Origin of the sequence: Microbacterium hydrocarbonoxydans, assembly GCF_023715885.1 — a bacterium.
Taxonomy (GTDB): Bacteria; Actinomycetota; Actinomycetes; order Actinomycetales; family Microbacteriaceae; genus Microbacterium; species Microbacterium hydrocarbonoxydans_C.
Window position 1 is genome coordinate 350,780 of the sequence record NZ_JAMBOY010000001.1, and the last position, 21,565, is coordinate 372,344.

A 21,565-nucleotide genomic window follows, 5' to 3' on the forward strand; every position below is an offset into this window, starting at 1 on the left:
GGTTCCCGTTCGTTCGCGTTCAGTCCTGAGCGAGGATCGTGTACAGCCTACGGCGGGCCTCGTCGAGCACGTCGATGGCCTGCTGCACCTGCTCGGGGCTGCCGCTGCGGCCGACCTGGGCGGCGGCGGCCGCGAGGTCGACACCGGCCTTCGGCAGCGCGGAGAACCGCGGGTCGTTGCGGTGGCCGTCCTTGGTGGAGCTGGACACCCACGGCGCGGGCGTCTCGGTCGACTCGGCGGCGACGGCGCGACCGGCTTCGGTGAGCGAATAGGTCTTGCGACCGTTCTGCTCGTCGGCCTCGATCAGGCCCTCGTCGGCGAGCAGCTGCAGCGTCGGGTAGACGGATCCCGCGCTGGGCTTCCACGATCCGCCGCTGCGCTCGGCGATCTCGCTGATGATCTGGTAGCCGTGCATGGGCCGCTCCGCGAGGAGCGAGAGCACGGCGGTGCGGACGTCGCCGCGCGCCATGCGCGTGCCGCCGCTGGGACGCTGCTGGTCGAACGACTTGCGGAGCTGGTCGAGCGCGTCGAAGATCGCGCCGGCCGGGCCGTTGGGGCTGCCGAGTCCGCCGGATCCGAAGATGCCGCCAAGCGGGTTCTCGCCGCTGTTCGAGCCGGTGCCGAAGGGGAATGCGTTGTTCATGATGACCTCCCAGTGCTGTTGGTGGAGCCGGTGAGCGATACTCAACGATATATCGTTAACCCTGGGTGCGGGGTGGGAGTTTCGACGTCCCAGACGGGGCGTAGCCCATGGCATCCTGCATGCCCGACGCACGGATGCAGGCCGCACAGCGCCCGAACCGCCCTGCATCCGTGCACCCGACCTGCAGGACGCCACGACTGAGCGTTAGGACGCGCGCGTCGCGGCAGCACGTTCCGACTGCACGTCAGGACGATCGTGGCAACCCCCGTGCGGGTCCATAGGTGACACTGATTGACTGCTCCACGATGTCGACAGTGTCCGAAGATCCCCAGTCCCCTCCCGCCGAGTCGGTGCGCGTGAGCGTGGTCGTGCCCGTGTTCAATCCGAACGAGGCGTTCGACGAGCTCATCGCCTCGCTCGACCGGCAGACCCTCGACCGCTCGCGGTTCGAGGTGCTGCTGTGCGACGACGGGTCCGATGAGAAGACCAGGGAGCGACTGGCAACGGTCGAGAGCACGCGGCCCCACGTGCGAGTGCTGTACCTGCCGCACTCCGGATGGCCCGGGACCCCCCGCAACGAGGGCGTCGCCGCGGCGCGCGGTCGCTACGTGCAGTTCGTCGATCAGGACGACTGGCTGTTCGAGTCAGCGCTCGAGGCCCTGTGCGACTACGCCGACGAGCACGGCTCTGACGTCGTCGTGGGCAAGGAGGTCGGGATCGGCCGCCCGCTGCCCCGCCGCATCTACCGCCGGGACGTGCCGGACGCGAAGCTCGGCGAGGACCCGCTGCTCGAGATGCTCACGCCGCACAAGATGTTCCGAACGGCGTTCCTGCGCGAGAAGCAGGTGCGCTTCCCCGACGGCAAGGTGCGGCTCGAGGATCACCTCTTCGTGATGCGCGCGTACTTCGAGGCGCGCACGATCTCGATCCTCGGAAGCGTGCCCTGCTACGCCTGGGTGAAGCGCTCGGGCAGCGCGAGCTCGTCACGGATCGACCCGGAATCGTACTTCCCCCACCTCGAGGCCGTGCTCGATCTGGTCGAGCGGTACACCGAGCCGGGGCGCCTGCGCGACCGCCTGCTGCGGCACTGGTTCCGCGGCAAGATCCTCAAGCGGGTGGCGGGCAAGCGGATGGTCGGATACCCCGCCGAGTACCGCACCCGGCTGCTCGACGCCGTGGTGCCGATCGTGCAGCGCCGGTTCGGACCGGGCGTCGACGCGGGGCTCGCCTTCCCACAGCGGATCCGCGCAGCGCTGCTGCGCGCCGATCGACGGGCCGATCTGGTGGCGTTCGCGCGGTTCGAGAAGGAGATGGAGTGCCGGGTCGCGGTGACCTCGGCATCCTGGTCGCGCGGCGGCGGGCTGAGCCTCGGACTGCGGGTCGCGATCACCCGTGACGGCCAGGACGCGCTCGTGTTCGACGACGGCGGCACGCTCACGTCGCTGCCCGTGCCGATGGACGGGCTGCCGACCGGACTGCTCGAGGCAGGACGAGAACTGCGCAACGACCGGATCGAGCTCGTGCTTCCCGGCGAGGGCAGCTCGGTCAGGCACCTGGCGAGCGCATCGCTGCGCAAGCGGTCGACCACGACGATCGCGATCGACCCGCTGCGCGTGTTCGGACCCGACGACGAGTCCCGCGAGGCGCGGATCATCGCCAAGGTCCGCCGCGCGGGCTGGACGTTCGACGTACCCCTGACCTCGGATGCCGCGACGCTGGCCGGCGCGGGGCGCTCGCCGCTCCTCGCCGGACGCACCTGCACTCCGGTCGCGGCTCGCGGCGGCGCGGTCGAGCTGCGTCGGGTCTGGCCCGGGGGCCGGTTCAAGGATCTGGCCGGTCGGGCGGTGCGCCGGATGCGCAGCCGCGCGCACAGGCGCTGAGGAGGCGCCTGTTCCGGCCGGGTCAGCGGGCGCGCGTCAGCACCTCGGCGCCGTCGTCGGTGATCGCGATGGTGTGCTCGGTGTGGGCGGTGCGGCAGCCGGTGGCGCTGCGCAGGGTCCAGCCGTCGGCGTCGACGACGAGCTCATCGGTGTCGGCCATGACCCAGGGTTCCAGCGCGAGCAGCAAGCCGGGGCGCAGTCGGTAGCCGCGACCGGGGCGTCCGTCGTTCGCGACATGCGGATCCTGATGCATGGTCGACCCGATCCCGTGGCCGCCGAACTCGAGGTTCACCGCGTACCCGGCGTCAGTCAGCACCGAGCCGATCGCGTGCGAGAGATCGCCGATCCGCGCGTCGGGCCCGGCCGCAGCGATCCCAGCGGCGAGCGCCCGCTCGGTCGCGTCGATGAGAGCGAGATCCTCGGATGCCGCGCGCTCGCCGACCACGAAGCTGATCGCTGCGTCGGCCGCGATACCGCGGAGCTTCACGGCGAGGTCGAGCGTCAGGAGGTCGCCGTCCGCGAGGACGCGGTCGTGCGGCATTCCATGCAGGACCGCATCGTTCACGGCGGTGCAGACGTAGTGTCCGAAGGGTCCGCGGCCGAACGAGGGGGCGTAGTCGACGTAGCAGGACTCCGCTCCGGCATCCTCGATCAGCTCCTTGGTCCAGCGGTCGAGGTCGAGCAGGTTCACCCCGACAGCGGTGCGCTCTTCGAGGGTCTGCAGGATGCCGCCGACGAGCGCGCCGGTGTCGCGCGCCCGCTCGAGCTGGTCGCGATTGAGGATCTCGATCATGTGCCGTGCCGTCCGTTGTCCCGATAACTATCCCGGTAATACTATCCCGGTATTACTATGGGTGCATGATGGTCCGCCTCCCCCTGAGCGCCGCCGAGGTCGAGCGCGGCGAGCGCCTCGGCGCCCTGCTGCGTCGTGCGCGCGGCGAGCGGTCGATGCTGAGCGTCGCCCTCGACGCCGGCGTCTCGCCCGAGACGCTGCGCAAGATCGAGTCGGGTCGCGTGGCCACGCCGGCGTTCTCGACGATCGCCGCCATCGCCGGGGTGCTGCATCTGTCACTCGACGCGGTGTGGACCGAGATCGAGCCGGCGCGCGACACCCGCAGTCGGGTCGCCTCCTGACATGGCGAACGCCCTCGTCACCGGCGCGTCGCGCGGAATCGGTCGCGCCGTGGCGCAGGAGTTCGCACGCCGCGGCGACCGCGTGGTCGTGCACTACGGCGCGGATCGCGCCGCCGCCGAGCAGACCCTCGCGTCGCTCGACGGCTCGGGCCACGCGATCGTCGGCGGAGACCTCGGCGACCCCGCGGGCGCGCGGAGCGTGGTGGATGCCGCGATCGCGGCACTCGGGTCGCTCAGCATTCTGGTGAACAACGCCGCGGTGGCGCCGAGCGCCGCGAACGAGCACCGCGTCGACTCCGCGTCGTTCGCGGACTGGCAGCGCGCGTGGTCGTCGATGGTCGCGGTGAACCTCGTCGGTGCCTCGAACGTGACGATGCTCGTCGCGCAGCACATGATCGCGCAGGGCAGCGGCGGCGCGATCGTGAACGTCGGGTCGCGCGGGGCGTTCCGGGGCGAGGCCGACCACCCGGCCTATGCCGCGACGAAGGCGGGACTGCAGGCGCTCGGCCAGTCGCTCGCGCTCGTGCTCGCGCCGCATGGCATCGCCGTGACCTCGGTCGCCCCGGGAATGATCGCCACCGAGCGGCAGGCGCCGAAGCTCGAGGGGGCCGGCGGCGACGGCATCCGCGGGCAGAGCCCGTTCGATCGGGTGGGCACTCCCGAGGAGGTCGCCGAAGCCGTGGCCTATCTCACGTCACCCGGGGCCGTGTGGGCGTCGGGTGCGGTGCTCGATCTCAACGGAGCGTCGTACTTCCGCTGAGGTGGGTGTTGTGCGAGCGCTTGCCTCGGCTTTGTGCGCTTCCCTCGGCTTTGTGCGCTTCCCTCGGCTTTGTGCGCTTCCCTCGGCTTTGTGCGCTTCCCTCGGTTGCTTTGCCCGGATTCGGCCGCGGTAAGCGCATTTCTCCGAGGGAAGCGCACGCGCACGGCGTCGCAGGTGCGCGAGCGGATGCCGCGTCAGCCGCGCAGCACGGAGTCGAGGAGTCCCGGGAAGAGGGCGTCGAGATCGTCACGGCGCAGCGTCAGCACCCGTCGCCGTCCGTTGGGCTCGTTGCGGATCACTCCCGCTTCGCGCAGCACCTTCATGAAGTGCGACTTGGTCGACTTCGGCAGGTTCGGATCGGTGGCGTGGCAGGCGGCCATGTCGAGCGGGCCGTCGGCGAGCTGACGCGCGATGGCGAGGCGCTCGGGGTCGCTGAGCGCGAAGAGCACGTCCGTGAGCTGGATGTCGGAGCGCTCGGGATGCGGCAGGTCACCTGGCATGGTTCGAGAATAGTTGAACAATGGCGCGAGGGCGAGTACGCTCGCGAAGGTTCGATGATTCTCGAACCGAACAGGAGCCTCATGACCACCGCGCCGATCGTCACCTCCACGATGGATGCCGATGCCGCACCGCGCATCCGCCGCCACCGCTTCGGGTTCGCCCTCGCGATCGTCGCGCAGATCGCGATGATGACCGGCGCGAGCGCGCCGTCGCCGTTCTACCCCGTGCTGGCGGCCGAGATCGGATTCGATGCGATCGTCATCAGCGCCGTCTTCGCGGTGTATGCGATCGCTCTGCTGCTCGCGTTGCTCACGGCCGGATCCCTGTCAGACCACGTCGGCCGGCGCCCTGTCGCGATCGGCGGATTCCTGCTGCTCGCCGCAAGCATGCTGCTGTTCTGGCATGCGGACACGGTCGTGACGCTCATGCTCGCCCGCATCCTGCAGGGAGCCGCGAGCGGCGTGCTCATCTCGACGCTCTCCGCGGCCGCCCTCGACCTCGCGCCGCGCGGACGGGCTCGGACCGCCGCGCTGTGGAACGCGCTCAGCCCCGGCATCGGACTCGCGCTGGGCGCCCTGCTCGCGGGCATCGCCCTCGACCTCACGCGGGCCGCTCTGCTCGACGTGTTCGCTCCGCTCACGGTGGTCTACGTCACCCTCGCCGCGCTGTTCTTCGTGGCGCCGGAAACCGCACCTCTGCGGGCGGGCGCGTGGGCGTCGCTGCGGTTCCGGCTGTCGGTGCCGTCGGCCGTGCGCGGCGACTTCTGGCGCGGAGCGCCGGCGATCATCGCGGGCTGGGCCACCGGCGGGCTCTTCCTCTCGCTCGGCGCGACCATCGTGCGCAGCGAGCTCGGCGGCGAGGCGCACACGTGGCAGGGACTCTCGGTCGCGATGCTCGCGGGAGTCGGCGCGATCACGGCGTTCACGTTCCGCCATCGTTCGGCCCGCACCTCAGTGATCTTCGGCACGGCTGCGCTCACGGTCGGCACGGCGCTGTCGCTCGTGGCGCTGGCCGTCGGATCGCTGCCCTTCTACCTCGCGGTCACGGCCGTCACCGGCATGGGATTCGGCACCGCCTTCTCGGGCGTGGTCGCATCGTTGGCTCCGCGCATCCCCGCAACCGAGCGTGCCGACGCGTTCGCCGTGATCTACGTGCTCGCCTACCTCGCGTTCGCCGTTCCCGCGGTCGTCGCCGGTATGCTCGTCGGCGTCTTCGGTCTGGGAGCGGTGTGCGTCGGGTACGGCGCCGTCGTCATCGCCCTCGCCGTGACCGCGCTCGTACTGCGCGTGCGCCGGGCGGCGTAGGGGGTTGCGGCGCGGCATCCCCCGCGCCCGCGCGCGCACCGCAGGAGATCTCACGCAGTGCAGGAGCTTCCGCCCCGGAATCTCCTTCGTGACGCGCGAAGTCCTGCAATGCGGGTGCGAGGGATGCCACAACGGCGGCGCCCCGGCATCCACCGCCTTGCCTCATCGAACGATTAACGATAGATTCCTATTGTTCTTCGACGAGAGGGTGTGTCATGGGTCGAGCGACGATCGCCGTACTGAGGGTGCTGATCGCCATCGCGCTGGTGGGGTCGGTCGCCGTGCAGGCGCTCGTGGCGCCGATGCTGTGGCTCGACCTCGCGGCCGAGGAGCTGTGGGGGCGCATCGTGATCGTCGGCCTCATCGTGCTGGGCGTCGGGACGATGCAGGTTTTCGGCGTCTGCGTCTGGATGCTGCTGACCAGAGTCCGCAAAGGGTCGATCTTCTCGGCATCCTCGTTCCGATTGGTCGACGTGATCATCGGGGCGATCCTCGTCGCGGCGGCGCTGACGTTCACGTTCTCGGCGGCGCTGGCCCCGGGCGATGCTGCGCCGGGGATCGTCGCGTTGATCGGAGGCGCCGGACTGGTGCTGTGCGGCATGGCGCTGCTCGTCGTCGTGATGAAGGCGCTGCTGCGACAGGCGATCGACCGTGACGTCGAGGCGCGCTCACTGCGGTCCGAGCTCGACAACGAGGTGATCTGATGCCCGTTGTGGTCGACATCGACGTGATGATGGCCCGGCGCAAGATGAGCGTCGGCGAGCTCGCCGACCGCATCGGCATCACCCCCACGAACCTGGCCGTGCTGAAGAACGGCCGCGCGAAGGCGGTGCGCTTCACGACGCTCGACGCGCTGTGCGAGGTGCTCGAGTGCCAACCCGGAGACTTGCTGCGCTGGGAACCCTGACCGCGGGTTCGTTCCCGCGGTCGGATGCCGTTCGCTCGGCCACCTCCCGCGCATGCGGCCGAGCGAAGGCGAAAACGCCGAGCGAACGAACGCCCGCTACCGCCCCGCGAGCAGCTCCCGTAACCGCGTGACCTCGGCGTCCGGCATCCCGTACCCGTGCTCGGGCGCGGGGTACTCCCCCGACCGCACCTCGTTCGCGTAGGCCGCGACTCCGGCGACCGACGCCGCCCGCACCTCGGCGTACCGCTTGACGAAGGCGGCAGCCGGCCCGTCGTAGATGCCCAGCAGGTCGTGGAAAACGAGCACTTGGCCGTCGGCATCCGCTCCGGCACCGATGCCGATCACCGGCACGCGCAGCAACGGCATGAGCGCTGCCGTGACAGCCGAGGGGACGGCCTCGACGACGATCAGCGAGACTCCGGCATCCTGCAGCGCGACGGCGTCGTCGATCACCGCGAGCGCGGCCTCGGCGGTGCGCCCCTGCGCGCGGAAGCCGCCGAGAGCGGTCGCGGTCTGCGGGGTGAGGCCGACGTGTCCGACGACGGGGATGCCGGCGTTCACCAGTGCGCGGGCCCGGTCGACGGTCGTTCCCCCGCGCTCGATCTTGACGAGGTCGACCCCCGCCTCCTTCACGAAGCGCTGGGCTGTCTCGAGCGCGAGCGCGTCCGACGCCTCGTACGACCCGAACGGCAGGTCGCCCACGAGTAGCGGTCGCGAGAGTCCGCGGCGCACGGCCTTGGTGAGCACGAGCATCTCGTCGATCGTGACGGGCACCGTGCTGTCGTACCCGAGCACCGTCATCGCGGCGGAGTCTCCGACCAGCACCATGTCGACCCCGGCCTCCTCGACGATCCGCGCGCCGGGATGATCGTAGGCCGTGACCATGACGATGGGCTCCCCAGCATCCTTCTTCTTGGCGAGGTCGGCGATCGTCAGGCGGCGAGTGGGAGCGGCGTGCGCGCTCATGCGGGGATTCCCGTCAGCAGGTGGTTGTCGATCAGGCGGGCGGCGCCGACCCGGGCGGCGACGAGCAGCAGGGCGTCTCGGTCAGCGCGAGCGACGGGCTCTAGAGTCTCGGCATCCCGGAGTTCCAGGTACTCGGGCTCGATGCCCGCCTCGGCCAGCACCGCGAGGGCCGCCGGCACGATCTCGCGCCCTGCCTGGTGCGCCGCCTCCCCCGCATCCAGCGCCCGGTTCAGCGCGCCGGCCTGTGACCGAGCTTCCCTGTCGAGATAGACGTTGCGCGAGCTCAAGGCCAGTCCGTCGGATTCGCGCACGATCGGGCACGCGACGATCCGCACGTCGAGGTCGAGGTCGCGCACGACGCGGCGCACGACGAGCACCTGCTGCGCGTCCTTCTGCCCGAAGAGCGCGACATCGGGGCGCACGATGCCGAAGAGCTTCGTCACGACGGTCGCCACGCCGTCGAAGTGATGGGGCCCGCGGCTCGCGCCGTCGAGTACCTCGGTGATGCCCGCGACGTGGATGGTCGTCGCGAAGCCGTCGGGGTAGATCTCGGCGGGCTCCGGAGCGAAGAGGATGTCGACGCCCTCCGCCGCGGCGAGCGCCGCATCACGGGCCTCGTCGCGCGGATAGGTGCTGAGGTCTTCGTTCGGCGCGAACTGGGTCGGGTTCACGAAGAGCGAGACGACGACGAGGTCGGTCTGCTCGCGCGCCGCGCGCATCAGCGACAGATGCCCCTCGTGGAACGCTCCCATCGTGGGGACGAGTCCGACGCTCCGGTCGGCGGCCTTCGCGTCGCCGACGGCGGCACGCACCTCGGCGATCGTGCGGACGATTCTCATGCGCCACCCTTTCTCGAGGCGATCGCGCGCGTCGCATCGGCGAGCGCGTCGAACAGCCCTCGATAGTCGTTGGATGCTGTGCGCTGCCGCGCCACCGTCTCCTCGTCGCCTCGGGCGATCGGCCCGGTCAGGGCGGATGCCGCGCCGGACACCGCCCAGTTGTCGATCGTCTGGCGGACGAGCGGTGCGAGGTGGGCGCGGTCGACACCGGCATCCTTCGCGAGGTGCTCGGCCGCGTCGAGCACGGTGAGCACGAAGGTCGAGGCGAAGGATGCGGCGGCGTGGTACTCCGCGCGGTGGGCGTCGTCAACGTGGAACGGGTTCGCGCCCAGCGCCCGCGCCAACTGTTCCGAGACCTCGAGCGCCTCGGGAGTGCGGCCGTCAACGGCGACGCCGATGCCGCGGAACACGTCGGGCGTCTCGGTGCCGGTGAACGTCTGAAGCGGATGCAGGCTGAAGTCGACGTCGACGAGGGGTGTCGCTCCCGAGACGTGGGCGACGAGCCGCGAGTGCGGTCGAGCGGCGAAAGCCACCGCGGCGATGGCGGAATCCGGGACGCAGAGCAGGGTGATGTCGGCATCCGGAACCCTGTCGTCGCGACGGAGGGGCCCGATGACTGTGATGCCCGCCGCGCGCAGGGCCCGAGCGAGGACGCCGCCGAGACGGCCGGCGCCGACGATGGCGATGGTCGTCTCAGGAGGGAGAGCGGGGGTGCTGTGCATGGTGTCGCCCGCGCGGTCGTCGTCACGGGATGCGTCGAGTATCCGCCGCAGAGGGTTCCCGCACCAAATGCAGGAGCAAGTAGACATGCTCAATCCGATTGATAATGATGTATTTGAACATTTTCTAGGCAGTTGACTTTGCATATTGCTCCAGCCGCCCCCGCCACGACTGCTGCGCTCTGAGCGACCGGGTGAGAGTGATTGACCAATCACTCCCACGCGAGTACAGTCGCTGACATGACCCCGCGCACTCCCGTCCTCTCCACCGCCGACGTCCGCCGACCCCTGGTCGCGGCGGCCGCGTTGGTGGAGTTCGCTCGGGGCGGCTATTTCCGCACGACGGTCGCCGATGTCGCTCGCGAGGCGAAGATCTCGCCCGCGTACGTCTTCAAGCTGTATCCGCGCAAGGAGCAGCTGTTCGTCGCGGCGCTCGAGGCGTGCTTCGAGCGGATCGTCGAAGCTCTGGATGCCGGGGCCAACGCCGCCGAGTCCCCGACCCCCGGCGAGGTGCTGGATGCCATGGGCGAGGCGTACGCCGATCTCATCCGCGACCGGTCGTTGCTGATGCTGCAGGTGCACGCGCAGTCGGCGGCGGAGATCCCCGAGATCGGCGACGCGCTGCGCGCCGGACTCGCGAAGGTCACCGAGTTCGTGCAGCAGCGCTCGGCCGCGAGCGACGACGCCGTACAGCGCTTCATCGCGTACGGGCAGCTGTGCCATCTGATCGTCACCGCCCGCGTCGATGAGAGCAGTGCCCCGTGGGCGAAGATCGTCGCGCACGGCATCCGTCATCCCGAATGAACCATCTCGTTTCCACTCGCACTTTTTCGCGTCCTCGCGGGTGAGTGACCGCTCACTAACCACCCAATCAAGGAGTACATCATGACCCTCACCACCCCCACACCCACCGCGACCGCGGGCAGCAACCGGCGCTGGCTCGCCCTGAGCTTTCTCGCTCTCGCGCAGTTCCTCGTCGTGCTCGACGCGTCGATCGTCAACATCGCACTGCCCGTGCTCGGGCAGCAGCTCGCCATGAGTACCGCCGCGCTCGCCTGGGTGATCACGGCGTACGTGCTCGCGTTCGGCGGACTGCTTCTGCTCGGCGGACGCCTCGCCGACCGCTACGGCCACCGCCGGATCTTCCTTGTCGGCACGGCGGGATTCGTCGCGGCATCCGCTCTGGCCGGGCTGTCGTTCTCGAGCGAGATGCTTCTCGGTGCGCGCGCTCTGCAGGGCGTGTCGGCGGCGCTGCTCGCCCCGTCGGCGCTCGCGCTGCTCACCCGGCTCTTCCCCGATGCGCGCGACCGCTCGAAGGCGCTCGGCGTGTGGGGCGGCGTGGCCGGCATCGGCTCCGCCGCCGGGGTCCTGCTCGGCGGCGTGCTCACCGGCGCCTTCGGGTGGCAGTCGGTGTTCTTCGTGAACGTCCCCGTCGGCATCGTCGTGCTCGTGGCCGTGCCGCTGTTGATCTCGCGCGACACGGCGTCGGCGAGCGAAAAGCTCGACGTGTGGGGCGCCGTCACCATCACCGGTGCGCTGGTCGCGGTCGTCGGGGCGCTCAGTGCGGTCGAGCAGGTCGGCATCCTGCATCCGCTCCCGCTGGGCCTGCTCGTGGTCGCGGTCGCGCTCGGCGTGGCGTTCGTGATGATCGAGCGGCGCACGGTATCCCCGCTTGTGCCGCTCGGGATCTTCCGCATCCGCACCCTCGCGATCGGCAACCTCGTCGTGCTGCTCGTCGGCGCCGGGATGGTCGCGCTGTTCTTCGCCCTCTCGGTCTACATGCAGGCGGTGCTCGGCTACGACGCGCTCACCACCGGGCTCTCGCAGCTTCCCCTCGCCGGGGCGCTCGTCGTGGTCGCCGGCGTCGTGCCCGCGGTCGTGCAGCGCCTCGGCCTGACCGCCACGCTGATCGGCTCGCTGCTCGTGCTGGCCGCGGGACTCGTGTGGCTGTCGTTCGCACCCGCGGATGCCGGATTCGTGGCGCAGCTGCTCGGCCCGACCCTGCTGATCGGCGTCGGCCTCGGCGGCGCGTTCGTCACCGCGACGCAGCTGTCGGTCGACGGGGTTGAGGGCGGCGAGGCCGGACTCGCGGGCGGACTCGTGAACACCAGCCAGCAGATCGGCGGCGCGCTCGGACTCGCGGTGCTCGGCACGGTCGCGTCGCTGCGGACGGAGGCGCTGACCGCGGCCGGGGTGTCGGCGCCGGAGGCTCTGACCGGCGGGTTCTCGTGGCTGTTCCTCGGGGCCGCGGCGGTGACCGTGGTTGGGGCGGTCGTGGCAGGGTTCGCGCGGAAGGGCTGACGTCGCGCGCTCGGTGATGTGCGCTTCGCTCGGCCAAATCCTGCAGATTCGGCCGAGCGAAGCGCGTTTGGCCGCACGAGCAGTAGCTGGTTGAGCGAAGCGAGACGACCGCGCGGCGGCGAGCCCGCGGCATCCGCTCTACGCTGGACTGTCGGCCCCTTTTGCGTGGCCCTTCTCTGGAGCATCCCCCATGTCTGCACTCACGGTCGATGATCGTGCCCGCTATCGGGCGAAGCCCTCTGTTCTCGACGCGCTGAAGAGTCCGCGGATGCTGACGCGCGAGGTCCTAGCGGGACTCGTCGTCGGGCTCGCGCTGATCCCCGAGGCGATCGCGTTCTCGGTCATCGCGGGCGTTGACCCGAAGGTGGGACTGTTCTCGTCGTTCATCATGGCGGTGTCGATCGCGTTCCTCGGCGGGCGTCCGGCGATGGTGACCGCGGCGACCGGAGCCGTCGCGCTCGTGATCGCGCCGGTCGCGCCGACGTACGGGATGGACTACTTCATCGCGACCGTGATCCTGGCGGGGATCTTCCAGGTGATCCTCGGGGTGCTCGGGGTCGCGAAGCTCATGCGGTTCATCCCGCGCAGCGTCGTGGTCGGGTTCGTGAACGCGCTGGCGATCTTCGTGTTCAGCTCGCAGTTTCCGCAGCTGATCGATGTGCCGTGGCTCGTGTATCCGCTGGTGGCGCTGGGAATCGTCGTCATGATCGTCATGCCGCGGATCACGAAGATCGTGCCGGCGCCGCTGGTGTCGGTGATCATCGTGACCGCGGTCGTGCTGACGATGGGCATCGCGGTGCCGACGGTCGGCGATCAGGGCGAGCTGCCGCGGAGTCTGCCGTCGCTGTTCCTGCCCGACATCCCGTGGACGTGGGAGACGTTCGGCATCATCGCGCCGTTCGCTCTCGGGGTCGCACTCGTGGGACTCATGGAATCGCTGCTCACCGCGAAGCTCGTCGACGAGATCACCGACACGCACTCGAACAAGACGCGCGAGTCGTGGGCGCAGGGCGTCGCGAACATGCTGTCGGGATTCTTCGGCGGCATGGGCGGATGCGCGGTCATCGGGCAGACCATGATCGGCGTCAAGGCGTCGGGCGCGCGCACCCGCATCTCGACGTTCTGCGCGGGGCTGTTCCTGTTCGTGCTGGTGGTCGTGTTCGGCGACTTCGTCGGGACGATCCCGATGGCGGCGCTCGTCGCGGTCATGATCATGGTGGCGATCGGCGCCTTCGACTGGCACTCCGTGAAGCCTTCGACACTCAAGCGGATGCCGAAGAGCGAGACGTTCGTGATGGTGGCCACCGTCGTGCTCGTGCTGCTGACCCACAACCTCGCGATCGGGGTCGTCGGCGGAGTGTTGGTCGCGTCGGTGCTGTTCGTGCGGCGGGTGGCGCATTTCGTGTCGGTGTCGCGTGTTGTTTCTTCGGCTGGTGATTCTGTGACCTATGTCGTGGACGGGGAGTTGTTCTTCGCGTCGAGCAATGATCTGACGACGCTGTTCTCGTACTCGGATGATCCTGCGCGGGTGGTGGTGGATCTGTCGCGGTCGCATGTGTGGGATGCGTCGACCGTCGCCGCGCTCGATGCGATCGAGACGAAGTACGCGGCGCTGGGGAGGTCCGTGGAGATCGTCGGGATGAACGAGAGCAGTCAGCGGATGCGGGGACGGTTGACCGGCGGGTTCGAGTAGGGCGACTTCCGGGTCGTTGAGCGAGCGGCTCCCCTCCGGTCGTTGAGCGAGCGGCGCCCCTTTCGGTCGTTGAGCGAGCGAAGCGAGACGAAACGCGGCAACCCCCGCAGGTGGTCGAGCGAGAGAAGCTGTCCGCACTCAGCGCGCCTTCTCGCCTGCTGTGGTCTCTGCAAGCTAGCCAGTTCGGCTGTCGATCAGTCCGGCCAGGACCGCCGGTTGCATCCGATACTCCGGAATGGGTCGATCCCCGACAGCTAGACCTCTGCCGGGAGGTCATGTCGCGCGCTAATCTGTTTGTATGCAAACAGGAGTGTCCGATCCGGCTCACACGACGCCGATCTACACACTGACGGAGGCGGCGCAGATCATTCACGCGCCGCCCACTTCCTTCGCGCGGTGGGCTCACGGCCACCGGTTCAGGCAGCGGCGAGCGGGCGAGTGGGGATGGAGTGAACCGATCCTCACGGGTGTTCGCGAGGGTCGCGGCTTCACCGTGCCGTTCAACGCGCTTGCCGAAGGGTTCATCGTCGAGTCCTTCCGACGGGCGGGGCTACCGATGGCCCGGATTCGACCGGCCATCGAGGTGCTTCGCAATGAGTTGGGGATCGAGAACGCGCTCCTCAGCGAAAAGCTTCGAACCGATGGCGCCGAGATCCTGATCGAGAATGGCGACCGAGAGTTGGTCGTCGTGCGCAACCATCAAGGCGTCTTCCGCGATGTCGTAGCAGAGTACTTGCAGAGCATCCGATACCGCGACGGCTTCGTCGAGTTCGTCCAGCTTCCGACGTACGAACGTGCTGAGGTGATCGTCGATCCCCGCCGCAACTCCGGGCAGCCGACGATCGCGCGGCTCGGAGTGCGAGTCGAAGACGTCGTCAGCCGGGTTCGTGCGGGCGAACCCATGCCGGAGGTTGCCGAGGATTTCGGGTTGAAGAAGTCCGAGCTGCGATCTCTGCTCGTTCAGGCGGCGTGACGTGGCGCCGGCACGCTTCCTGCTCGACCGATCGGTCGGAGGAAGAGTGCTGGTTTCCCGACTTCGAGCCGCAGGTTGGGACGCGCGAACTCTTGCGGAAGAGTACGGTGACGAACGCGCCCAGCGCATGCGCGATGAAGAGTGGATCGCTGAGGGCACTCGATCGGGATTCCTGCTCCTTGCGAAGGATCACCGGATCGCGTCACGACCTCTCGAGGCTCAAGCCGTCTACCTCAACGACGCCCGCGTGATCGCGTTCGCCCGGGGAGAGCTCACGGGCTCGCAGATGAGCGACATCTGCCTCACACACGAGCGAGCGATCCATCGATTGGCCGCTGTGCGGCCACCGTTCGTGTTCTCACTGAGCGCGAGCGGATTGCGACGAAAACATCTCAACGCACCCTGATCGACGGAGCAAGCGAGCGGCCACGAGGTGCCAGCCGACCCCCGCCGGGCACCGCTCGCCCGACCTGCTACCGTGTTCCCCAGCGTCGCGTGTCGGTGGCAGTCTGTGCCAGACATGGAGGCGTGGGACCCGAGGAGGACGACCGTGACAACGGCGATCTCTTCGCCCTCCCGTGTCTGAGGGCGAGAAGACCAGGCTGATCGCCTGGGCGAACGAACTGCGCGCGGTGCACGGCCGCCTGCGTGCCGCATTGAAGGCAGCACAGGATGCCGTGGCATCCGGCGCTCCCGCAGAGGTCGCATCCCGCGATCTGCTGCTGTTCTGTCACGGATTCTGCGTGGCGCTGACCGGGCATCACGAGGGCGAAGACCGCACGCTGTTCCCCGCGCTCAGCGCGGCGCATCCGGAGCTGCACGAGACGATCCGCAAGCTCATGCAGGATCACTCGATGATCGGGCACCTGATCGGCGGGCTGCAGTCGGCCGTCTCGTCGGGCGCGACGACCACCGCGATGGCCTCGCATCTCGAGGGCATAGCCGCCATCATGGAGAGCCATTTCCGCCACGAGGAGCGCGAACTGCTCGATGTGCTCGACGGTCTCGTTCTGGACGCGGATCCGGCGGAGGTTCTAGGTCCGCTCTGATCTGCGAGATGCCCCCTTCCAAAGGGGGGTGGCGGCAGTAGGGTGACGCTGTGATCATCAGCGCGAAGGCGTTCGCTTCTCGATTCGATGTGCCGCTCGCGGAAGCTCGCCGTGTTCTGAGATCGCTGCACGGGCCCGCGCCCACGGGGAGCGATGGGTGGGATCTGAGCGAGGCGGAGGTCTCGGCCGCGCTCGCGCAGATCTCCGATCGACCCGAACGCGCATTCGCAGAAGAGCTCACATCTGATCTGCTGAGTCAGTACGCCCAGATCCTCGCGGAGCTCCGAGCGCGGGGAGTCGTGCGCACCGGAAGCGCACCGCTCGGCGACTATGCCGAGCACATGGCACTCTCGGTCTACGGTGGATCGCTGGCTCCGAACTCGGCGAAGTCCTACGACATCACCGCAGCCGACGGGCGCACGATCCAGGTCAAGGCGCGCACCGTCAGTGCATCGACGAGTCCAAGCGCAGTGTTCTCGGTCTTCCGCTCATTTGACTTCAGCGTGGCGACTCTGCTCGTCCTCGACTCTCGGACCTACGCCGTGAAAAGCGCGCACGAGATGGATCCGGACCACGTCAGGGCGGCGTCGCGCTGGTCAGAGCACGTGCGTGGCCATCTTCTGCCGGTCAGCGCTCCGGCGAAATCCGGAGTCGACGTGACGGACCTGTTCGCCGCTTACTCCTGACACACTCAGCCGATCGCGGCCAGGATCTGCCGGCGAGCTGGAGCGCCTTGTCGAGACCGAGCTTGCCGAACACGATCTGAGCAAATCTGCCCTCTACGTCGACGTACGGCCGAATGGCGGGAGCGGACAGCCCCCGAGCTGCGCCCCAACCTGCTCGATCGCTAGTCGCGGCTTCTGCACAGTGAGCGCAGGCTTAGCAGCTCGCATCTTCCGTGAACCGAGAAGCCGGGCCCCGCTCCGTTGCGGGGCCCGGCTCCTTGCCCAACCCGATCAGTAGCCGACCGCGGCGAGCCCGTACTCGATCTCTGACGGCAAGAACCCCTCGTACTCGAGCTGGCCGTAGAGGCCGTCGCGCGAGAACGACGAGAAGTCAAGATAGCTCTGTGCTTTCTCGGCAGCCTCGAGGTTCCAGTCAGCACCTGCATTGTCGACGGCGAACGTCGCGTCCTCGGTGCTGAATCCCTCATACTCGAGCTGCCCGATGAGGCCGCTACGCGAGAAACCCGTGAAGTCGAGGTAGTTCTGCGCGGATCGGATCGCATTCTCCTGAGCCACAGTGAGCTTGGGCTTCTCCTCGAGTGTCAGCGTGATCTCCGTGCCCTCCTCAACTTCGGTTCCCGCGGCCGGACTCGTGGCGAGCACCTTTGCGAGCGGGTCTGCGAGCGTCGTCAGCACTGGCGGGTTGAGACCGGCGGCGCTCAGCGCGACCAGCGCCTCCGTTGCGGTGAGCCCGGTCACATCCGGGACGGCGACCATGACCGCGGGCTCCGGCTCTTCCACCGTCTGCTCGGCCGTCACCGTCGACGTCGACGGTTTCTCGTCGGCGACATTGTTGCTGCCTGCACCCCCGACGGCATTCGCGACGCCGCCGATGAGGATGACTCCAGCGGCGATCGAGCCGCCGATGATCCAGCCCTTCTTCTTCGACTTCTTCGCCGAGGTGCCGTCCACGGGAACCGACGCATCGACCGTTGTGGACGGACCCGCGGGGTACTCCTTCGTAGGAACATCGTTCGGCAGGGCAGCCGTCGGGACGGCGACGGTCGCCGCCTCAGGCGTCATGGGAGTGCTGGGCTGCTGCGGCTCGAGCCACTGCACCCCATCCCAGTAGCGCTGCTCGTTATTGGCGTGCGGCGCCGGGTACCACCCTGGCGCAGGATTCGGGTTCGTCATGGTCGAGTTCCTTTCGATGCGGTTGTACTGCTGTGTCGTGTTTGTGATTCGGGGGACAGCTGATCGCTCCACGAGAGCCGTCCTCGTGCTGCCCCAAGTGGTCAGATGACATGGGGAGCGACGCCTTCGTCGCTCATCACGTCATCTGTCAGATGGCGGAGTTCGCCACTCCTCGTGCTGCCTCCACCTGAGCTCTTACACCCTCGATGGCTGCGAGGATCGTCGGACCGTCCTGAGTCGAGACCGCGTCGGACAGGACGTCAAGCGCAGCGCCCAGCGAGGTCAGCGACGCCGGCCAGGTGTTCACGACGCCCGGGGGAACGTCCAGACCCTCCAGCTGCCCAAGGTTGAATGCTAGTTCGGCGCTATTACTCAGCAGACGCCAAAACCCTGCCTCTTGCACGGTGACGACCATGTCGTCCAGGTCCTTATTCATGTCGTCGAGATGCGATCCAGCCTGAGCGCGAAACGCGACACTATCGACGGCATCGATCGCTGGCGCAGTTGCCGTCGGCGGCGTCGGGGTGGGCGTCGGCTCCGCCGAGGTGGGTTCTTGCGTCGCGATGGCGGCAGGGGCGGCGCTCGCCTGCTGAACCGGTTCCCGGTTGCTTCCAGCGCCGATTGCGGTACCGACAGACCCGACGAGGATGACGGCGGCCGCGATAGCACCTCCGATGAGCCAGCGGTTCTTGCTCCTCGACGACGTCGGCGCCGAGGCTGACGACGCCGCAGGAGGCGGCGGGATCGTCGGAGTTCCGGGCTGCAGGGCGGGCGTAGCGAAGGCGGGCGCCACGGCAATCGGTGGCGCGGACGGCCCAGGAATCGCGTCTGCAGGCGGCGTCATCGGAGCGCGATGCTCCGTCCACCGCGTGCCGTCCCAGTAGCGGCTCTGCGTCGGAGCTTCAGGATCCGGATACCATCCAGCGCGAATATCGCTCACGTCTTCCCCCAGGTGATGAAGAGCCCCCCATCTGGCTCCGATCTGACACTAGCGACTCCATGCGTTCGCATTGGTCTCGGCTTGATCACGATTGAACGACGGTGCAACCCTCGCCGTCCGCCAAACTCTTACGCGTCTATCGGATTCCCCGGTGCACCAGAGTCTTCGCGAGGCCGTTCATCGCTTCTAACCCGCCACGCTCAGCGTCGTAGACGAATAGCGCAATTCCCGCCGTGTCTGCAAACTCTCTCGCTCCTCGGGCGTACCCGGTGCTTGTGAAAAATAGGGCTTGGCGATGCAGAGGATCGTTGGCAGCGACTCCAGCGAGTTCGCGCACGGGGGCGACGCCCACCGATGTCGCATAATGCTTTACCTGCGCAAACGACCGACTGCCTGTCACGTCGATCCCACCGTCACCGGTGTAGCTCGTCAGCTCGGCGTCCGCTTCTCCCAGATGACGCATCCATTGGGCCACGACTTCCTCTGCCCCTCGCGCGTCCACTCCCTGAGGTCGTGGGGACGGAGGAAGGAACCCTCGCGCAGCCGAGACCTCGACCGCCATCCCGGTGCGTTGACGACGCCCGGCGAGAACGGTGATCGCCCCCTGGAAGGCGGCGTCATAGAGCGCCCGAACCGCCGTACTGTGCGCCTCTTTCGCGCGCCTGCTCGCCGCCGCAACCGCAAACGATAGCGCTATAACAACGAGGAGAAGTGCGGCAGTGACGAGGATCAGCGCCTCGCGCGGAACCGTTTCGATCAGCCCCCGCATTGTGGTCAAGGCCGGCATTGAGTCGACGGTTGCCTGCGGCAGCATCACGATCACTGTTGCTGCGAGAGCGACGACCGCGACGAACGAGGTGAAGATCAGGAGGCCTTGCCCTGTCTCGAAAGATCTGTCCTCATCGGAGCGCTGCAGTTTGATCTGAGGGCCGATCCTTCGTCGAATCTCTTGCTTCAACACTTCATCGGGGATCCAGACATCGGAAGCATCGCGACCGATCTCGCGGCCGATCTTGTTGGCGGTGTTGACGGACCTCACGCGCTCATCCTGGCAGAGTCCCGACGCAAAGATGCTCCGCGCAGATCGCCGAGCATCGCCTGCACGCAGAGTTGTGTGTAGCGAGAACGCCATGGAAGATGACCCGGCTGCATTGGTCGCCGCCGCGCAACCGGGATCGAGAGCCGCTACGCTCAGCCTGAGGGCATGCGGCGTGCGGTGGGGCGCGTCGAGAAAGGGACAATCGCGATGAGTGCATCGACCCCGGGTTGGTACCCGAACGGGGATCAATGGGAGACCTACTGGGACGGTACCCGCTGGACGGGTCAGCACAGGGCGGTCACACCTGCGGGGATGCCCGCTCCTCCTGCACCGCCCGCATCGGCTGTCGTCACCCCGATGCCTTCTACCGAAACGTTTACCTCGGACGGTGCGCTACTGAAATTCAAATCCCACATCGATGGGAAGAACGCGGACGTGGCGATATACGCCGATCGCGTCGAGTGGCTCATGGCACGCGGCGTCTCCGGCGCGAAGGTCACTGCCGGGGTATTCACCGCCGGGCTGTCGATGCTGGCGACTGGCGTCAAGAACGGTAAGGCCGGCACAGAGATGATTCCGATGAAGTCGATCACGGGTGTCTCCACGAAGCGCGACGGCATGATCAACACGATCGTCACCGTGACCTCCTCCAGCTCGGCCATCGGGTTTCGGGTCTCCCACAAGGAGGCCGAGCAGATGCGCCAGCTCCTGAACCAGCTGATTCTGTCGTAAGGCGGTGGATCAGCTCGCGCAGCTTTCGCCGGCCCACGCAATCACGACTGCGGTTCGAGCACGTTCGAAACAACTTGTCTGCCGCCCTGACACTGCGTCCGAACTCTGCGAGGCAGCCCCCATGACGACCCGGCTTCAAACGGCGTGCTGAGCCAATCGGCCGGACTTTCGAGCGCGAGCGCGAGCGCCATAACCCGACGTCGCGGGTGAAGCCCTCCCAGTCAGCCGATCGCAGCCTGGATCTGCCCGGCGAGCTTCTCGACGGCCTTCTTGTTCTTCACGCCGTCCATGAGTGCCGGCGGACGGTTGTGGTGCACGTTCAGCGACAGATGCACGTCGGATCCGGATGCCGCGGGCACGACGTTCGCGCGGCCGAGGAGCTCCCAGTTGAGCAGCGTCTTCTTGGTCTGGAAGTCGATCTGCGTGCCGTCAGGGCTCTGCCCGAGCACCTTGCTCTTGTTGTCGGCGAGTACGCGCTGCACGGCAGCCGCGGTGGTCGCCGCGTCGGCGTTCGAGTGGAAAGTGGTGGTGGCTTCTGCGGACATCGTGATCCCCCTCCGGATCGTGGTGTGAGCCCTCACGCTAGCGGAGGCGACGGCGGGCGCGGCGCAGTAGTCTCAGAGGATCATGACGAGCGTTTTTTGGCAGGATGCCTCTCTACGTTGGTGGGATGAGCCCCGTCCAGATGCTTGGAAGATTGCGCAGGAGTTGCCCGACCTCTTCGAGGGTGTTCTCGGCGATGTCTGGCGAAAATCCGATGTGAGCTATGAGGTCGTGACAAAGTCCGGAATCAGATTCGAGGGTCCCGACATCGTTGCGCTGCAGGAGTGGACCAATCTCCACAAAGGTCCCCTATCGTTACTGGCAGTCGCCGGTACGTACCGATACGCCAACGACGAGAGACTCCACTCTTCTGCTCTCTTGCACTTCGACAACCGTCAAGCCGCTGCAATCAGCCTGACGTGGGCGAGTCCTCAACGAGTAGACATAGAGTCTGCTCGCTATTCGTTGAGCCAGGTCGTGGACAAGTTGAAGCGCCGTAAGTCTTGGAAGTCGGCTGAGTTTGAGTTACGCGACATCCGGATCACGACGAGTGCCAATGCGGGGGATAAGGAGAAGATAGAACCTCCAGCGGTCAAAGCCAATGGGCTTCGCCCGCGCGGGCGCCGTTGGTTCATCCGAAACCGGGACAACCTGATCATCAGTTTGGGCGGCGGATTCATCGTCAGCACCGCCATAGTCGTCCTGCAGCTTGTAGGCGCAATTCCCGTGCCTGGGTGACTGCGGCCGGAGTCGACGCCGTCCGCCGTGCGCGAGCCCGGGAGA

Annotated in this window: 25 protein-coding genes; 15 read left to right on the top strand and 10 right to left on the bottom strand. The window is 67.8% G+C overall.

From position 1 onward, the window contains the following. Positions 1-19 precede the first annotated feature (19 nt). Positions 20-643, bottom strand: coding sequence for a PadR family transcriptional regulator (locus tag M3195_RS01590; protein WP_251584562.1), 624 nt, complete (start codon positions 641-643; stop codon positions 20-22). A 314-nt stretch (positions 644-957) separates the two neighbouring features. On the opposite strand from M3195_RS01590, the gene M3195_RS01595 reads away from it, so the two are divergent. Next, a complete protein-coding gene (locus M3195_RS01595; RefSeq protein ID WP_251584564.1) occupies positions 958-2,523 on the top strand; it encodes a glycosyltransferase family 2 protein in 1,566 nt (521 codons plus the stop codon). Positions 2,524-2,545: 22 nt separating this feature from the next. On the opposite strand, the gene map is transcribed toward M3195_RS01595, so the two are convergent. After that, positions 2,546-3,316: a type I methionyl aminopeptidase gene (gene map / locus M3195_RS01600; RefSeq protein WP_251584566.1), complete on the bottom strand. Its 771-nt coding sequence runs from the start codon at positions 3,314-3,316 to the stop codon at positions 2,546-2,548. 68 nt (positions 3,317-3,384) lie between these two features. On the opposite strand from map, the gene M3195_RS01605 reads away from it, so the two are divergent. Beyond that, entirely contained in the window at positions 3,385-3,657 is a 273-nt protein-coding gene (locus M3195_RS01605; RefSeq protein WP_251585319.1) for a helix-turn-helix domain-containing protein, read from the top strand. Between the two features lies 1 nt (position 3,658). Beyond that, complete coding sequence (locus tag M3195_RS01610; RefSeq protein WP_251584568.1) at positions 3,659-4,417, top strand: SDR family NAD(P)-dependent oxidoreductase; 759 nt, start codon at positions 3,659-3,661, stop codon at positions 4,415-4,417. Between the two features lie 194 nt (positions 4,418-4,611). Here M3195_RS01610 and M3195_RS01615 read toward each other — a convergent pair whose 3' ends face one another. Next, complete coding sequence (locus M3195_RS01615; protein WP_251584570.1) at positions 4,612-4,917, bottom strand: ArsR/SmtB family transcription factor; 306 nt, start codon at positions 4,915-4,917, stop codon at positions 4,612-4,614. Positions 4,918-4,998: 81 nt separating this feature from the next. Here M3195_RS01615 and M3195_RS01620 point away from each other — a divergent pair, with 81 nt between their 5' ends. The 3 genes from M3195_RS01620 to M3195_RS01630 all read left to right on the top strand — a co-directional run bounded on the left by M3195_RS01620 (position 4,999) and on the right by M3195_RS01630 (position 7,129). Beyond that, complete coding sequence (locus M3195_RS01620; RefSeq protein ID WP_251584572.1) at positions 4,999-6,222, top strand: MFS transporter; 1,224 nt, start codon at positions 4,999-5,001, stop codon at positions 6,220-6,222. A gap of 215 nt (positions 6,223-6,437) precedes the next feature. Continuing rightward, positions 6,438-6,926, top strand: a complete 489-nt coding sequence (locus tag M3195_RS01625) for a DUF2975 domain-containing protein (protein WP_251584574.1) — start codon at positions 6,438-6,440, stop codon at positions 6,924-6,926. Then, positions 6,926-7,129 carry a helix-turn-helix domain-containing protein gene (locus M3195_RS01630; RefSeq protein WP_251584576.1) on the top strand — a complete coding sequence of 68 codons (204 nt, stop codon included), beginning with the start codon at positions 6,926-6,928 and terminating at the stop codon, positions 7,127-7,129. The genes M3195_RS01625 and M3195_RS01630 overlap by 1 nt, the downstream gene beginning before the upstream one ends. 96 nt (positions 7,130-7,225) lie before the next feature. Here M3195_RS01630 and panB read toward each other — a convergent pair whose 3' ends face one another. From panB to M3195_RS01645, 3 genes are read right to left on the bottom strand one after another with little or no spacing between them, the layout of a single operon-like run. Then, positions 7,226-8,095, bottom strand: a complete 870-nt coding sequence (gene panB, locus M3195_RS01635) for a 3-methyl-2-oxobutanoate hydroxymethyltransferase (protein WP_251584578.1) — start codon at positions 8,093-8,095, stop codon at positions 7,226-7,228. After that, on the bottom strand, positions 8,092-8,934 hold the full coding sequence (gene panC, locus M3195_RS01640) for a pantoate--beta-alanine ligase (RefSeq protein WP_251584580.1): 843 nt from the start codon (positions 8,932-8,934) through the stop codon (positions 8,092-8,094). The genes panB and panC overlap by 4 nt, the downstream gene beginning before the upstream one ends. Further along, positions 8,931-9,656, bottom strand: coding sequence for a Rossmann-like and DUF2520 domain-containing protein (locus M3195_RS01645; RefSeq protein ID WP_251584582.1), 726 nt, complete (start codon positions 9,654-9,656; stop codon positions 8,931-8,933). The genes panC and M3195_RS01645 overlap by 4 nt, the downstream gene beginning before the upstream one ends. A 237-nt stretch (positions 9,657-9,893) precedes the next feature. Between M3195_RS01645 and M3195_RS01650 the strand changes: the two genes are divergently transcribed. The 7 genes from M3195_RS01650 (at position 9,894) to M3195_RS01680 (ending at position 16,355) form a co-directional block, all read left to right on the top strand. Further along, positions 9,894-10,457, top strand: a complete 564-nt coding sequence (locus M3195_RS01650; RefSeq protein ID WP_251584584.1) for a TetR/AcrR family transcriptional regulator — start codon at positions 9,894-9,896, stop codon at positions 10,455-10,457. 81 nt (positions 10,458-10,538) lie between these two features. Further along, on the top strand, positions 10,539-11,954 hold the full coding sequence (locus M3195_RS01655; protein ID WP_251584586.1) for an MFS transporter: 1,416 nt from the start codon (positions 10,539-10,541) through the stop codon (positions 11,952-11,954). 190 nt (positions 11,955-12,144) lie between these two features. Beyond that, complete coding sequence (locus M3195_RS01660; RefSeq protein WP_251584588.1) at positions 12,145-13,647, top strand: SulP family inorganic anion transporter; 1,503 nt, start codon at positions 12,145-12,147, stop codon at positions 13,645-13,647. A 310-nt stretch (positions 13,648-13,957) separates the two neighbouring features. After that, positions 13,958-14,620, top strand: a complete 663-nt coding sequence (locus M3195_RS17030) for a DUF433 domain-containing protein (RefSeq protein ID WP_251584590.1) — start codon at positions 13,958-13,960, stop codon at positions 14,618-14,620. A gap of 1 nt (position 14,621) precedes the next feature. Beyond that, entirely contained in the window at positions 14,622-15,026 is a 405-nt protein-coding gene (locus M3195_RS01670) for a PIN-like domain-containing protein (protein WP_308211562.1), read from the top strand. A gap of 172 nt (positions 15,027-15,198) precedes the next feature. Further along, positions 15,199-15,669, top strand: coding sequence for a hemerythrin domain-containing protein (locus M3195_RS01675; RefSeq protein ID WP_251584594.1), 471 nt, complete (start codon positions 15,199-15,201; stop codon positions 15,667-15,669). A 50-nt stretch (positions 15,670-15,719) separates the two neighbouring features. Next, complete coding sequence (locus M3195_RS01680) at positions 15,720-16,355, top strand: DUF6998 domain-containing protein (protein ID WP_251584596.1); 636 nt, start codon at positions 15,720-15,722, stop codon at positions 16,353-16,355. Between the two features lie 270 nt (positions 16,356-16,625). Here M3195_RS01680 and M3195_RS01685 read toward each other — a convergent pair whose 3' ends face one another. The 3 genes from M3195_RS01685 to M3195_RS17035 form a co-directional block, all read right to left on the bottom strand. After that, positions 16,626-17,528, bottom strand: coding sequence for an Ltp family lipoprotein (locus M3195_RS01685; RefSeq protein WP_251584598.1), 903 nt, complete (start codon positions 17,526-17,528; stop codon positions 16,626-16,628). A 148-nt stretch (positions 17,529-17,676) separates the two neighbouring features. Next, positions 17,677-18,468, bottom strand: coding sequence for a DUF2510 domain-containing protein (locus tag M3195_RS01690; protein ID WP_251584600.1), 792 nt, complete (start codon positions 18,466-18,468; stop codon positions 17,677-17,679). Between the two features lie 136 nt (positions 18,469-18,604). Next, positions 18,605-19,507, bottom strand: coding sequence for a restriction endonuclease (locus M3195_RS17035; RefSeq protein WP_251584602.1), 903 nt, complete (start codon positions 19,505-19,507; stop codon positions 18,605-18,607). A gap of 165 nt (positions 19,508-19,672) precedes the next feature. Here M3195_RS17035 and M3195_RS01700 point away from each other — a divergent pair, with 165 nt between their 5' ends. Next, a complete protein-coding gene (locus M3195_RS01700) occupies positions 19,673-20,239 on the top strand; it encodes a DUF2510 domain-containing protein (RefSeq protein WP_251584604.1) in 567 nt (188 codons plus the stop codon). Positions 20,240-20,460: 221 nt separating this feature from the next. On the opposite strand, the gene M3195_RS01705 is transcribed toward M3195_RS01700, so the two are convergent. Next, on the bottom strand, positions 20,461-20,784 hold the full coding sequence (locus M3195_RS01705; protein WP_251584606.1) for a hypothetical protein: 324 nt from the start codon (positions 20,782-20,784) through the stop codon (positions 20,461-20,463). Positions 20,785-20,866: 82 nt separating this feature from the next. Between M3195_RS01705 and M3195_RS01710 the strand changes: the two genes are divergently transcribed. Then, a complete protein-coding gene (locus M3195_RS01710) occupies positions 20,867-21,520 on the top strand; it encodes a hypothetical protein (RefSeq protein WP_251584608.1) in 654 nt (217 codons plus the stop codon). The last annotated feature ends 45 nt before the right edge of the window (positions 21,521-21,565 follow it).

Excerpts from the sequence above, each read along its gene's own strand:
- M3195_RS01590 (WP_251584562.1), bottom strand. The coding sequence starts at position 643 with ATGAACAACGCATTCCCCTTCGGCACCGGCTCGAACAGCGGCGAGAAC.
- map (WP_251584566.1), bottom strand. The coding sequence starts at position 3,316 with ATGATCGAGATCCTCAATCGCGACCAGCTCGAGCGGGCGCGCGACACC.
- M3195_RS01605 (WP_251585319.1), top strand. The coding sequence starts at position 3,385 with ATGGTCCGCCTCCCCCTGAGCGCCGCCGAGGTCGAGCGCGGCGAGCGC.
- M3195_RS01610 (WP_251584568.1), top strand. The coding sequence starts at position 3,659 with ATGGCGAACGCCCTCGTCACCGGCGCGTCGCGCGGAATCGGTCGCGCC.
- M3195_RS01615 (WP_251584570.1), bottom strand. The coding sequence starts at position 4,917 with ATGCCAGGTGACCTGCCGCATCCCGAGCGCTCCGACATCCAGCTCACG.
- M3195_RS01620 (WP_251584572.1), top strand. The coding sequence starts at position 4,999 with ATGACCACCGCGCCGATCGTCACCTCCACGATGGATGCCGATGCCGCA.
- M3195_RS01625 (WP_251584574.1), top strand. The coding sequence starts at position 6,438 with ATGGGTCGAGCGACGATCGCCGTACTGAGGGTGCTGATCGCCATCGCG.
- M3195_RS01630 (WP_251584576.1), top strand. The coding sequence starts at position 6,926 with ATGCCCGTTGTGGTCGACATCGACGTGATGATGGCCCGGCGCAAGATG.
- panB (WP_251584578.1), bottom strand. The coding sequence starts at position 8,095 with ATGAGCGCGCACGCCGCTCCCACTCGCCGCCTGACGATCGCCGACCTC.
- panC (WP_251584580.1), bottom strand. The coding sequence starts at position 8,934 with ATGAGAATCGTCCGCACGATCGCCGAGGTGCGTGCCGCCGTCGGCGAC.
- M3195_RS01645 (WP_251584582.1), bottom strand. The coding sequence starts at position 9,656 with ATGCACAGCACCCCCGCTCTCCCTCCTGAGACGACCATCGCCATCGTC.
- M3195_RS01650 (WP_251584584.1), top strand. The coding sequence starts at position 9,894 with ATGACCCCGCGCACTCCCGTCCTCTCCACCGCCGACGTCCGCCGACCC.
- M3195_RS01655 (WP_251584586.1), top strand. The coding sequence starts at position 10,539 with ATGACCCTCACCACCCCCACACCCACCGCGACCGCGGGCAGCAACCGG.
- M3195_RS01660 (WP_251584588.1), top strand. The coding sequence starts at position 12,145 with ATGTCTGCACTCACGGTCGATGATCGTGCCCGCTATCGGGCGAAGCCC.
- M3195_RS01685 (WP_251584598.1), bottom strand. The coding sequence starts at position 17,528 with ATGACGAACCCGAATCCTGCGCCAGGGTGGTACCCGGCGCCGCACGCC.
- M3195_RS01700 (WP_251584604.1), top strand. The coding sequence starts at position 19,673 with ATGCGGCGTGCGGTGGGGCGCGTCGAGAAAGGGACAATCGCGATGAGT.
- M3195_RS01705 (WP_251584606.1), bottom strand. The coding sequence starts at position 20,784 with ATGTCCGCAGAAGCCACCACCACTTTCCACTCGAACGCCGACGCGGCG.
- M3195_RS01710 (WP_251584608.1), top strand. The coding sequence starts at position 20,867 with ATGACGAGCGTTTTTTGGCAGGATGCCTCTCTACGTTGGTGGGATGAG.